This is a genomic window from Rathayibacter tanaceti, from assembly GCF_009834165.1.
Classification (GTDB): domain Bacteria; phylum Actinomycetota; class Actinomycetes; order Actinomycetales; family Microbacteriaceae; genus Rathayibacter; species Rathayibacter tanaceti.
Genome location: NZ_CP047186.1, coordinates 233,690 through 245,504 on the forward strand (window position 1 = coordinate 233,690; position 11,815 = coordinate 245,504).

An 11,815-nucleotide genomic window follows, 5' to 3' on the forward strand; every position below is an offset into this window, starting at 1 on the left:
CTCCGGTCCCCGGGCCCTCCACCTCTGGAGGAGACCATGATCGGATCCGCACTGACCAGTGCCGGGAGCAGCGGACCGCGGACCTCGATCGCCGAGGTCCCGGGAGCTCGGAGCGTGGCCGTCACGCTCGCCGTCGGCGCGGGCTCGGTCGACGAGCGACCGGGCGAGGCGGGCGCGGCGCATCTGGCGGAGCACCTCCTCTACAGCGAGGCGCGGCTCGAGACGGGCCGGCTCGCCGAGCAGTTCGTCCTGCACCGCGGCGGCGTCAGCAACGCTCAGAGCTACCCGTTCCACACGGAGTACTCGGTCGTCCTCCCGGTCGAGGACGACACCCTGGCGGTCCTCGGCGAGGCCGCCGACGTGGCGCTGGCCCGCGCCTCCCTGACGGAGGTGCCGGTCGCAGCGATCGAGCGGGAGCGCTGGGTGATCGCCCGCGAGATCGAGGAGCGGCGCACGGACGGCGCGCTCGCGACCTTCCCGTGGAACGGCGCCCTGGCGACACGGGGGAGGCAGCGGACCGACGACTCCTTTACCACTCCGATCCTCGCACCGGACGAGGTCCTGGGCTTCCTCCGCCGCCTGCACTCCACGCGAGAGGTCACTATCGGTGTCGCCTCGGCGCTCGACCCGCACCTCGTCGAGGAGGTCGTCGCCCCGGTCGTCGCGCTCCTGTCCCCGCGGAGCCCCGTTCCGGACTGGAGATCGCGGCTCGGAGCGGTCCGGACGGTGCGCCGGCGGGTCCTGCCCCGCGGCCTGTCCGCGACCGCCGAGACCCGCCTCCTGCCGGAGCGCGGTCCACGCGAGCGCGAGCGGGCCATCGCGGCCGTGCTTGCCCGGGCGGTGGACGCCGCGTCCCCGGGAGCGCACTGGCGCGCCGGGCTCTTCGGGGTGCACGAGGGCCCGGAGACCGCCCTCCTCATCGGGTCGTCCAGCGTCGCCGGGCCCGCGCCGGACCGACCGGCCTCCACTCTCCCCGACCGGCTCGACCTCGACCGGCTCGACGTGTGGCGGCGGGCCGAGCTCCACAGCCTGCAGCGCAGGCTCTCCGGAACCGCCACGGCCAGTTCCCTCCTGGCTCGCGACAGGCTCTTCGGCCTCGACACGCGGCGCACGGCGGCGGAGCTGACGGCGGTGCGCGCCGGGGACGTGGCGGAGGCCTTCGACCACCTGCGCCGCGACGAGCCGGGCTTCCTGGTCTGGGAGCACGGGGAAGGAGAGGCCGCATGACGGCGACGACTCCCGCCCCTCCGGCGATCGATCGCCACGCCGACGGGCTCCGCGTCCTCGGTGGAGGGCGCGGCGCCGTCGTGGCGCTCGTCGTCGAGACCAGACCGCTCTCCTGGCAGGGCCGGCTGCGAGCCGCGAGCCTGCTCCGACGCGGCCTCGAGCCGGCGAGCGCCGAGATCGACGTCCGTCCGGGTCCTTCCGGCGTGAGCGCGATCCTTCCGCTCGCCGAGGCGACCCCCGAGGACTGGGACCGCCTCCTCGGACGCCTCGGGAGCTGGCGCGAGCTCGCCGACGCCGATCCCGCGCCCGAGACCCCTGCTGTGCCCCGCTCCCTCGGCGAGCTCGGCCTGGCGCTCGCGCTCGGTGATGCGGGCGAGTCGCCGACGCCGAGCGAGTTCTCGCGCCGACCGGTCGCGGTCGCCCTCTCCGCCGGCTCCGGCCTCCTGCCGCTCGACCTCGGGCAGAGGTTCGAGGAGCTGATCGAGGCGGCCGGCCGCCGTTGCGAGGGTCACGCGCCCCCGCTGCCGAGCACGGCCGGACCGGTGACGGAGTCGGGCGTCCTCCCGATCCCCGGGATCCGCTCCTCTCTCGTCCGGATCCTCGCTCCGCTCCCCGGCGCGAGCGGGGCGAGCGAGGCCCTCGCCCGCTCCCTCGCCGCGCTGATCCTGGGCGGGACGGCCGCCGGCCCCCTCGCCCGGCGGCTCCGGGACGACCACGCGCTCAGCTACAGCCCCGGCAGCGCCCTGACCCGTCTGCCCCAGGGCGAGTACTTCGCTGTGGAGGCGCCGGTCGCCGCGGGCGCGGCGGAGCGGGCGGACGGGCTCATCCGCGACGTCCTCACGGAGCAGTCGGTGTCGCCGCCGGACGACGGCGTCGTGGCCTGGGCGCTGCGGTACGCCCGGGGACGCCGGCTCGTCGACGCGGACTCCCCGCTCACCGCGCACCTCGGCTTCGCGGCCCGCCACGACGGGAGCGACCCCTGGGGCCTGCTCGAGCACCACGCCCCCGCGGTCGACGCCGACCTCGTCCGCCGCCAGTTCCTCCTCCTCTGCCGCGCTGTCCTCGAGACACCGGCCCTGATGCTCGTTCCGACCCCGGAAGAAGGGAGCCGACCATGGACGTCGGCGTGATGTACCCCAAGATGCCCACGGCGCTGGGAGGCGTGCTCCCGTACGCCGATCTCGCCCGCCGTCACGGCGGCCGGCTCTGGTTCGGCCACTCCGATGCGGTCGACTCGCTGACGATGATGGCGGCGCTCGCCGGACGGGGTGCCGCGATCCCCCTCGGGACGGCCGTCACCCTCCACCCGCTGTGGTCGCCGAGCGCGCTCGCTCGCCAGGCGCTGTCGATCTCGCGCCTGAGCGGCGCCTCCGTCGTGCTCGGCATCGGTCCCGGCGGGGCGCGCTTCCAGGAGTCGGCACTCGGCGCGCCCCTCGCCCGCCCGGTCGCCGAGACGGAGCGCTTCGCACGCCAGGTCCTCGCGGTCACCGAGCACTCGCCCGCCGCTGTCCAGCTCGGCTTCGGAGTGCTCCGGCCGGCGATGGCGGAGGCGGCGGGCCGCGCGGCCTCCCACGCGATCACCTGGCTCACCCCGGGCTCCTGGATCCGCGACACGATCGCTCACGCGCTGGCGCGCGGCGCCGCCTCCTCGGAGCGCCCGGTCCCGAACGTGGAGGCGGTCGTGCACGTGGGAGTCCGGCGCCCCGGGCGCGATCCGGTCTCGCTCGTGGAGTCCGCCGTCCACGCGCATCTCGCCGCCCCGCACTACCGCGACATGCTGCGCCGGGCCGGGATCGATTTGCCCGACGACGGTCGGGGCGCCGCGCGGGCCGTCATCGACCAGGGGGTCTACCTCTTCGGATCGCCGGAGGAGATCGCCGACGGCCTCGAGCTCCTCCACGCGGACGGTGCCGACGAGGTCGTCGTCAACGTCTTCGGGGTCCTCGCGTCGCACGGAGAGGCGGCCGCCCTCGCGGATCTCGAGGAGGTCCTCGCCGTGCTCACGGAACGCCGCGTCGCCCGGGAGCGGGCGCGCACGGAGGCGCTCGATTCGTTCCTCGCCGGCGCCGAGGACGTGCTCGCGTGAGCGCCGTCGATGAGCAGGCCCGACGCCTGAGCGGCCTCGCGGACCGGAGGATCGTGATCGCCGCGACCGGGGCGCTCGGCACGGCCTTCCTCCCGAGCTGGATCGGCTGGATGCAGGAGGTGTGTCCGAGCACCCGGTTCCGCGTCGTCCTGACTCCGCGCGCCCGGGCCTTCGTCGGCGTCTCGGCGACCACGGCGTTGACGGGCGAGCGGCCGCTCATCGACGAGTGGGGCGACCGGCACGACGACCCCGTCCACGTCGGGCTCGAGCAGTGGGCCGAGGGCTACCTCGTGCACCCGGCCTCAATGGACTTCCTCTCGCGGCTCAGCCTGGGGCTGTGCGACTCCCCGCTGCTGCTCGCTCTCCAGGGCACCGTCAGGCCGCTCGTCGTGGCCGCCGCCGCACCCCCCGGGTTCACGTCCGGCCCGAGCTGGCCGCTCTACACCGAGCGGATGTCGGCACGCGCGCGCACCGTCCTCCTGCCTCCGATGGACGGCGTCAGCGTAGCGGCGCCCGAGCGCGTCGGAGCGCCCCCGCAGCTCTTCCCCGTCGCGGCCGCGGCCCTCGGCGAGCTCCTGCTGCAGGAGGCCGCATGAGCGCCGGCACCGTCTGGAGCGTCCGCACCCGCGTGTGGCGCCAGAGCATCGAGGCGCTCGACGAGGGGTTCCTCCTTCGACGCGAGTACGCCGCGGCCCCCGCCGGGCGGCCTCCCGCCGAGGCCGTCCGGACGACGCACGCCGCCGTCGTGCCCGCTGCGCTCGACGCCTCCGGTGCGTGGACCGCGCGGATCCGAGCCGCGGGCCCCGTCGCGGCGGATCTCCTCCCCGGCTCGCCGCCCTCGGGACGCGAGGCGTTCCCGGCGACCGCCGAGTGTCTCGGCGCTGTGCTCGCGGCCCTGCACTCCGGCGAGCGCGGCGCGGGACCCGTGCCCCTGCCGCTGCGCCGTCTCGAGCAGGACATCCGCGACGCCGCTTCGTCGCCCGTCGGCCGCGCGATCACGACCGCGCTCGGTCCGGGCCGCTTCGCGCGGCTCGCGTCGCTCCTCGACGCCGTCCCGTCCGAGGGGGTCCGCGTGCACGGGGCGTTCGGCCTCGGCTCCGTGTTCGTCGACCCGCGCGGAGACGTCGTCGTCGTCGCCGGACCGGAGAGCGGGTTCGGGCCCCCCGAGCTCGATGCGGGCTGGCTCCGCGGCGAGCTCACCGAGCTCTCGCTGGCCGCCGCAGCGGCGGGGGAGTCCGACGCTGCCTGCGCTCGAGCGGCGGTGGCCTTCGACCGCGGCTACGCGGAGGCCGGCGGCGGCCCGCTCGATCCCGGCCTCCTCGACGCCGTGGTCGCCCTGCGCTTCGCCTTGCACCAGTGGGACTTCCACGAGACCCACGGCTCCCTCCCCTCGTCGACCGATCTGTCGTTCCTCGCGTGGCTGCTCGACCGCAGGCTCGTCGACCACTCCATCCAGCACACCACTACCCACCGGAGGTGACCATGAAGACCTCGCAGCACTCGCCGGCCATCAGCGTCGAGGATCTCCGCATGCGCTACGGCGCCAAGGACGTGCTCGCGGGCGTGACGCTCGACGTCGAGCGGGGCCAGCGCATCGCCGTGCTCGGCCCGAACGGCGCGGGCAAGAGCACCATGATCGAGATCCTGGAGGGATTCCGGCGCCCGTCGGCCGGACGCGTCCGCGTCCTGGACGCCGACCCTCTGGACGCGCCCTCCGTCTGGCGCTCCCGGATCGGGATCGTCCTCCAGGCGTGGCGCGATCACGGGACCTGGCGGGTCCGCGAGCTCCTCGAGCTCGTGGCCGCGTCGCACGACGCCGCCCGTCCGGGCGTCGCGCTGCCCGTCGGCGAGATGCTGCGCTCCGTGGGGCTCGAGGACCTCGCGGACCGGCGCCTCGCGACCCTCTCCGGGGGCCAGCGGCGTCGCGTCGACGTGGCCGCCGCGCTGATCGGGCGCCCGGAGCTGGTCTTCCTCGACGAGCCGACCACCGGGTTCGATCCGGAGATCCGCGCCGCGTTCCACGAGCTCATCCGTGCTCTGACGCCGGAGACGACGGTCCTCTGGGCGACGCATGACCTCCATGAGGCGGAGGCGATGTGCGACCGGATCGTCATCCTCGCCCGGGGCTCCGTCGAGGCCGACGGCTCCCCGGAGGAGCTCCGCGACCGCTTCGCCTCCGGGACGACCGTCCGCTGGCGCGCGGACGGCGGCCTGCACACCGAGCACGTGAGCGATCCGGCTCCCGTCCTCGCCCGGCTGTCGGCGCGCGGTGTGGACCTCTCCGGACTCGAGGTCCGTCGCGCCTCTCTCGAGGACGCCTACCTCGCCATCGTCGCCGGCTCGGAGGCCGTCGATGGCGCGCCCGAGCTCGCATCCACCGAGAAGGAGACCCGCCCGTGAGCACCGCAACCACGACCACGTCCGCCGCGCCTCGGAGCAGTCGCGCCCGCGCGGCCCGGGGCATCGCCCGCGTCGCCGCCGTCCAGGCCAGGATCGAGCTCCGCCGCCGGTTCCTCCGCTGGACCGCCGTCTCCTTCCTCGTGCCTCCCGTCGTCCTGGTCCTCGTCTTCCGCTTCCTCGATCTGGACCTGTTCGGAGGCGCGGACGGCGTGCGCTCCGTGCTCGCCGGCTTCGCCGCCGCGTCGATGTTCGTCGGCGGCATGGTCGGTATTGCGAGCGAGCTGGTGACGGAGCAGGAGGACGGTTCGGTCCTGCGGGCCAAGACCCTCCCGTTCGGGATGGCCTCCTACCTCTCGGGCAAGCTGATCGCGCTGAGCGTCACCAACCTCGTCGCGCTGGTCCTCATCCTGATCAGCTCCGACCTCGTCATCGGAAGCGTCCTGCCCCGCGACCCGGCGGGATGGATCGGAGTGGTGGGACTCGCGGTGCTCACCCTCGCCTGCACCGTCCCGCTCGGGGCGACCCTCGGGAGCCTCGTGTCCTCGCCCTTCGCGGTCCTGCCGCTCTCGCTGGTCGCCTACGGTCTGATGCTGGTCTCGGGCGTCTTCTTCCCGGTCGAGCTCCTCCCCGAGTGGCTCCGCGCCGTCGTCTCGGTCTTCCCCGTCTACTGGCTGGGCGAGCTCGCCCGCGCGGTCCTCCTGCCCGGGTTCGTGCTCGAGGGCGGGCGGCTCGTTCTGGCGGTCGTCGTCCCGCTCGCCTGGGGAGTCCTCGGCATGATCCTCGCGCCGCGCGCCCTGGGCGCGATGGCCCGCCGCCAGTCGGGTCGGCGCCTCGAGACGATTCAGGAGCGACGCGCTCAGCGCGGGTACTGACCCGCGGGTCAGGCCCCGCGGTGCATGTCGGTGATCAGCAGGGCGAGGGCGACGCGGCCGGAGATCTCGAGCTTGGCGTAGGAGTTCGACAGGTGGGTCTTCACCGTCGACTCAGAGAGGTGCAGGGCCTGCGCGATCTCGCCGTTCGAGCGGCCGTCCGCGACCAGGCGGACGACGTCGCGTTCCCGGTCGCTCAGCACGGCCAGGGTCTGCTCGATCCGCTCGGCAGCCCCGCGGTCCTCCGCCGGGTCGTCGAGCGTGAGCGCGAGTGCGCCGCGGCCGGCCAGCCGACGTGGCACGAGGACGCTCCCGGTCGCGACCGCCCTGATCGCGTTGACGACCGCGGTGGCCCCCGAATCGCGGAGGACGTAGCCGCTGGCGCCTGCGGCGAGCACGCGCGCTGCGAGCGCGTCGTCGTCGAGCGCCGAGAGGACGAGCACCGCGCAGGCCTCGTTTTCGGCGAGTCCGCGCACCGCGGGCTCGCCGCTCGGCTCGTCGATCGAGACGACGACGACGTCGGCGTCGCACACGTCCGCTCGCCCGTCGCCGTGATCGAGGAGCTCGAGGTCCTCCTCGGCGGAGATCAGGCGCTGCAGACCGGCGACCACGATCTCGTCGCCGACGAGGCTCACCCGGATGGTGTCTCGTCGAATCTCTGCCACCCCCCGGAAGCGTCTCGGGCGGAGGGATTCCCGACCGGCTGCCACCCTAGCCAAGGGGCCCACCGTTAACCTGAGAGAATCACGACACTCGTGCGGTCCACCCCCAAGGCACGTCCTAGTCCTCCGGGACGAGGCCGCCGGTTCAGAACGGCACTTCCGTCCCATGGCGGTCCGCGGACCCGCGGGCGAAGATGAGGACGCGTGCGGTCTTCCGCGGCGCGCACCTCACGACGAGAGAAGGGAACTCACCATGGCATCTCCCCTCAGTGGTCTCCTCGGAGACCACGCCGACCCGACCGAGGAGCTCGTCTCCATCTTCGGTGACGGGGCATCGACCACCCCCGCGGCGGTCGCATCAGCGGTCGACTGGGGTCGCGGCGTCCTCGCGGAGCGCGGCATCGAGGCCCGGAAGCAGGTGGCCGCCATCCACGCCTTCCGTCAGGCGGAGCCCCGCCTGTCCCTCAAGCCCGCGACCTACCTGGCGAAGCTCGTCGCGGCCTGACCCCGCGAACATCGCCCATCACGCACGAGACCCCCAACCGGAACCGGGGGTCTCGTGCGTCGCGGGCGGGCGGAGCCTCCCAAACCGGTTGCGTCAGGCCGACGCGAGCAGCGAGCGCAGCGCCGACGTGAAGAAGGTCAGCCCGTCCACGCCCGAGCGCATCGCGGCGGCCGTGTCGGGCCCGAAGCCCTCCTCGACCGCGTGCTCCGGGTGCGGCATGAGCCCCACCACGTTGCCGCGCCGGTTGCTGATGCCGGCGATGTCGTTCATCGAGCCGTTCGGGTTGTGCCCGAGGTAGCGGACGACGATCCGCCCCTCCGCCTCCAGCTCGAGCAGCGTCTCGGCCGAGGCGATGTAGCCGCCCTCGCCGTTCTTCAGCGGGATCGTGATCTCCTGGCCGGGCTCGAAGCCGTTCGTCCAGGCGGTCTCGGTGCTGGCGACGAGCAGGCGCTGGTCGCGGCAGACGAAGGATCCGATGTCGTTCGCGATCAGGCCGCCGGGCAGCAGGTGCGCCTCGGTCAGCATCTGGAAGCCGTTGCAGATGCCCAGGACCGGGGTCCCGGCGTTCGCCGCGTCGACCACCTCGCGCATGATCGGCGAGTGGGAGGCGATGGCGCCGCAGCGCAGGTAGTCGCCGTACGAGAATCCGCCGGGCAGCACGATCGCGTCCACCCCGTCGAGGTCGTGGTCGCCGTGCCAGAGCGCGACCGGCTCCGCACCCGCGAAGCGCACGGCGCGCTGGGCGTCGCGGTCGTCGAGCGAGCCGGGGAAGGTGATGACGCCGATCCTCATCGGGCGGCCTCCGCCGGGTAGTGGATCCCGACGACGTCCTCGATCACGGAGTTCGAGAGCATCTCGTCGGCGATCGCCTGCACCGAGGCGCGCACCTCGTCGGTCACCTCGTCGACGGTGATCTCGAAGCGCTTGCCCACCCGCACGCCGTGCAGTGCGGAGTGGCCCAGTCGCGCGAGTGCGCCGGCCACGGCCTTCCCCTGCGGGTCGAGCAGCTCGGCCTTGGGCATGACTTCAACGACGATCGTGGGCACCGTGTTCTCCGGAGTCTCGGGGGAGTGCGGTCTTCCGCGGATCCATCGTACCCGCGGCGTTCCGCTGTCCCCGGCGACGCCCTGGCCCGGCTCCCACCGCCGGAAGCGCCCGGCCCACGGAGCCGGACCTCAGCCCGCCGTCACGCGGATGGCGTTCGCCCACGGGTCCTCGAAGGCCAGCGTGCGCCCGTCGTCGCGGGTCGCGACTCCTGCTCGTCCGAGGCGCTCGCCGAGCGCTCCGAGGTCGTCGGCGCCGGGCACGACGATCTCGACCTGCCCGAGACCGAGCGCGAGCTGCCGCCGTCCCGCGCCCGCCGAGTTCCAGGTGTTCATCGCCATGTGGTGGTGGTAGCCGCCCGCCGACACGAACAGTGCCTGGCCGCCCGCGGCGATCGTCGTCTCGAAGCCGAGCCGGTCGACGTAGAACTCCTTCGCGGTGGCGACGTCTCCCACGCTGAGGTGCACGTGCCCCACGGAGGCTGCGCCCAGCCGGGGCTGCGCGATCGCCTCGTCGGTGAGGTGCTCGCGGAGGAAGGTGTTCGGGTCGAGGAACAGCGTTGCCATCTCGATCCGCCCGTGCGTCCACGACCACTGGGTGCGGTCGCGGTCCCAGTAGAGCTCGACGCCGTTGTGCTCCGGGTCGTCGAAGTAGAAGGCCTTGCTGACCAGGTGGTCTGCGCTGCCGGTGAAGGAGCCGGGGTGGCGCGTGGCGACGCTGTGCACGGCGGCCGCGAGCGCCGCCTCCGACTCGAAGAGGATCGCGGTGTGGAACAGGCCGGCGCTGCGGGGCGAGGCGTGCGTCAGCTCGGGGGCGTGCTGGAGGATCACAGTTGCCGTGCCGCCGCGGCCGAGGACGGCGACGGACCCCTCGTGCGAGAGCAGCTCGAGCGTCACGGCGTCGCGGTAGTAGGCGATCATCGCATCGAGGTCGGCGACGCGGAGGGTAACCGCGCCCATCGTGGTGTCGGGGGCGAGCAGGTCGGCGGGGTAGGTGGTCACCGCTGACACGCTAGTCCTCGATGGTTGTAGCCACAACCATCCAATCACTCATAGGTTCGGCATAGTTCATATCCAGCCGACGCGGAGTCCATGTCCAGTCGAAGCGGGGTGCGCGGTCGTGGAATGGGGGCCGGTCGCCGTCAAGGGCGGCCCCGGCCCCGAGGACGACATCATGAACGAGCGACACGAACCTGCGGAGCGCGAGCTTCCCACCCAGCCCGACGGAGATGCGGCGCACCTCGCCCCGACCGTCTCCGTTCCCGCCGAGAGCATCCGCGCCGACGAGAACCGGGCCTTGCGCCTCGACGACCGTCGCCGCCGCCGCCGCGCGCTGATCGCCGGAGGGGCGGGGCTCGCCGTGCTGATCGCGGTCGCGGCGGGAGGCGTCGCCTACGCAGGCAGCACCGAGGCGCCCGCCTCCGCCTCCCCGAACGCCACCACCACGGTCTACCCCGGCGATTCGCGCGGTGCCTTCGGCGGCGGCGTCGCGGTCTCGCCGTACGGGGGCGGTACCGCGGGCGGCTCGCCGCGACCCGACTCCGCCACGACCACCGCGAGCGCCGCGCAGACCGCGGGAGTCGTCACCATCACCTCCGACCTCGGCTATCAGGACGCGCGGTCCGCGGGCACCGGCATCATCCTCACCGCCGACGGCATGATCCTCACCAACAACCACGTGGTCGAGGGCGCCACCGCCGTGTCGGTGACCGTCGAGTCGACCGGTCGCAGCTACTCCGCGCGTGTCGTCGGCACCGACTCGACGAACGACATCGCCGTTCTGCACCTCGACGACGCCTCGGGCCTCACTCCCGCGACCCTCGATGCCGACGGGGTGAGCGTGGGTGATGTGGTGACCGCCGTCGGCAACGCCGGGGGCACCGGCGACCTGGTCGCCGCCTCCGGCACGGTGACCGCGCTCGATCAGCGGATCACCACCCAGTCGGAGTCGGGGATCGCTGGAGAGACCCTCACCGGACTGATCCAGACCGACGCTGACATCGTGTCGGGCGACTCGGGCGGACCGCTCGTCGACTCCGCGGGTCGGGTGGTCGGGATCGATACCGCCGCGTCCAGTGGAACGGCCGACATCACTGGCTTCGCCATCCCGATCGCGCACGCGCTCGACATCGTGGCCGCGATCGAGGCCGGAGCCGACACGGCGACGGTGCAGATCGGCTACCCGGCGTTCCTCGGAGTCTCGCTCTCATCGGGTGCTGCGGCGACGAGCGGGGGCGGCGCGGTGATCGGCGGAGTCGTCGAGGGTGCGCCCGCCGCTGCTGCGGGCCTCGAGGCGGGCGACACGATCACCGCTGTCGACGGTGCGGCGATCACCTCCGCCGAAGCCCTGTCGGCGTCGCTCGCCCAGCGTGAGCCCGGCGAGTCGGTGACGATCGACTGGGTCGACACGGCCGGCGCCACCCACTCCGCGCAGGTTGTGCTGGCCGAGGGGCCGGTCGCGTGACCGGGCCGGAGTGGGAGGCCGCCCGTGCGTCCGGGGATGGTCGCCGACGGGACGCGCCACGGCATTGGTTGTTTTGAATCCGTCAAGACAACTCGGCTAGTGTGACCGGCATGACGACAGTGGACACACGACTCCGAGCCTCCGGGCTCAAGGTCACGTCCACCCGGCGTGCCGTGTTCCTCGCTCTCGAGGAGCATCCGCACGCCGGCGTCGACACGGTCCTCGCGACAGTGCGCGAGAGCCTGCCCGAGACCTCCGCACAGGCGGTCTACGGGGTCCTCTCGGCGTTCACCGACGCCGGGCTCGCCCGACGCATCGAGCCGGAGGGTCACCCCCGCCGGTTCGAGCTGCGGGTCGGCGACAACCACCACCATGTCGTCTGCCGCCGCTGCGGAGCCGTCGCCGACGTCGACTGCGTCGTCGGCGGAGCTCCGTGCCTGCACCCGTCGACGGCCAGCGGCTTCGCCGTCGACACCGCCGATGTCACGTTCTGGGGCACCTGCCCCGACTGTTTGACTGCGGCATCCCACTGAACGACATCCGCTCGACACCGCAGCGG

General features: G+C 73.6%; 14 protein-coding genes. 10 read left to right on the top strand and 4 right to left on the bottom strand.

What is annotated here, in order from left to right:
• Window positions 1-36 precede the first annotated feature (36 nt).
• From GSU10_RS01055 to GSU10_RS01085, 7 genes are read left to right on the top strand one after another with little or no spacing between them, the layout of a single operon-like run.
• Window positions 37-1,227: an insulinase family protein gene (locus GSU10_RS01055; protein ID WP_132504706.1), complete on the top strand. Its 1,191-nt coding sequence runs from the start codon at window positions 37-39 to the stop codon at window positions 1,225-1,227.
• The gene (locus tag GSU10_RS01060; protein WP_132504708.1) at window positions 1,224-2,357 is read left to right on the top strand and encodes a peptidase M16 family protein; all 1,134 of its coding nucleotides are present in this window, start codon (window positions 1,224-1,226) and stop codon (window positions 2,355-2,357) included. Before GSU10_RS01055 ends, GSU10_RS01060 begins: the two co-directional genes overlap by 4 nt.
• Window positions 2,342-3,313 carry an LLM class flavin-dependent oxidoreductase gene (locus tag GSU10_RS01065; protein ID WP_068210296.1) on the top strand — a complete coding sequence of 324 codons (972 nt, stop codon included), beginning with the start codon at window positions 2,342-2,344 and terminating at the stop codon, window positions 3,311-3,313. Before GSU10_RS01060 ends, GSU10_RS01065 begins: the two co-directional genes overlap by 16 nt.
• Complete coding sequence (locus GSU10_RS01070) at window positions 3,310-3,909, top strand: flavoprotein (protein WP_068210295.1); 600 nt, start codon at window positions 3,310-3,312, stop codon at window positions 3,907-3,909. Before GSU10_RS01065 ends, GSU10_RS01070 begins: the two co-directional genes overlap by 4 nt.
• Complete coding sequence (locus GSU10_RS01075; protein ID WP_132504710.1) at window positions 3,906-4,793, top strand: hypothetical protein; 888 nt, start codon at window positions 3,906-3,908, stop codon at window positions 4,791-4,793. The genes GSU10_RS01070 and GSU10_RS01075 overlap by 4 nt, the downstream gene beginning before the upstream one ends.
• 2 nt (window positions 4,794-4,795) lie before the next feature.
• On the top strand, window positions 4,796-5,713 hold the full coding sequence (locus GSU10_RS01080) for an ABC transporter ATP-binding protein (protein WP_068212397.1): 918 nt from the start codon (window positions 4,796-4,798) through the stop codon (window positions 5,711-5,713).
• Window positions 5,710-6,585, top strand: coding sequence for an ABC transporter permease (locus GSU10_RS01085; protein ID WP_068212394.1), 876 nt, complete (start codon window positions 5,710-5,712; stop codon window positions 6,583-6,585). Before GSU10_RS01080 ends, GSU10_RS01085 begins: the two co-directional genes overlap by 4 nt.
• Before the next feature lie 8 nt (window positions 6,586-6,593).
• On the opposite strand, the gene GSU10_RS01090 is transcribed toward GSU10_RS01085, so the two are convergent.
• Window positions 6,594-7,247: a response regulator transcription factor gene (locus GSU10_RS01090; protein ID WP_132504712.1), complete on the bottom strand. Its 654-nt coding sequence runs from the start codon at window positions 7,245-7,247 to the stop codon at window positions 6,594-6,596.
• A 250-nt stretch (window positions 7,248-7,497) separates the two neighbouring features.
• On the opposite strand from GSU10_RS01090, the gene GSU10_RS01095 reads away from it, so the two are divergent.
• Window positions 7,498-7,749, top strand: a complete 252-nt coding sequence (locus tag GSU10_RS01095; protein WP_068212393.1) for a hypothetical protein — start codon at window positions 7,498-7,500, stop codon at window positions 7,747-7,749.
• Window positions 7,750-7,842: 93 nt separating this feature from the next.
• On the opposite strand, the gene purQ is transcribed toward GSU10_RS01095, so the two are convergent.
• The 3 genes from purQ to GSU10_RS01110 all read right to left on the bottom strand — a co-directional run bounded on the left by purQ (window position 7,843) and on the right by GSU10_RS01110 (window position 9,752).
• The gene (purQ, locus tag GSU10_RS01100) at window positions 7,843-8,541 is read right to left on the bottom strand and encodes a phosphoribosylformylglycinamidine synthase subunit PurQ (protein ID WP_068212392.1); all 699 of its coding nucleotides are present in this window, start codon (window positions 8,539-8,541) and stop codon (window positions 7,843-7,845) included.
• Window positions 8,538-8,795, bottom strand: coding sequence for a phosphoribosylformylglycinamidine synthase subunit PurS (gene purS / locus GSU10_RS01105; protein ID WP_068212391.1), 258 nt, complete (start codon window positions 8,793-8,795; stop codon window positions 8,538-8,540). Before purS ends, purQ begins: the two co-directional genes overlap by 4 nt.
• A gap of 129 nt (window positions 8,796-8,924) precedes the next feature.
• Window positions 8,925-9,752, bottom strand: a complete 828-nt coding sequence (locus tag GSU10_RS01110; RefSeq protein WP_068212401.1) for a VOC family protein — start codon at window positions 9,750-9,752, stop codon at window positions 8,925-8,927.
• Between the two features lie 214 nt (window positions 9,753-9,966).
• On the opposite strand from GSU10_RS01110, the gene GSU10_RS01115 reads away from it, so the two are divergent.
• Window positions 9,967-11,256, top strand: coding sequence for a S1C family serine protease (locus GSU10_RS01115; protein ID WP_132504714.1), 1,290 nt, complete (start codon window positions 9,967-9,969; stop codon window positions 11,254-11,256).
• A gap of 110 nt (window positions 11,257-11,366) precedes the next feature.
• Window positions 11,367-11,789, top strand: coding sequence for a Fur family transcriptional regulator (locus tag GSU10_RS01120; protein WP_068212400.1), 423 nt, complete (start codon window positions 11,367-11,369; stop codon window positions 11,787-11,789).
• Window positions 11,790-11,815: the final 26 nt, after the last annotated feature.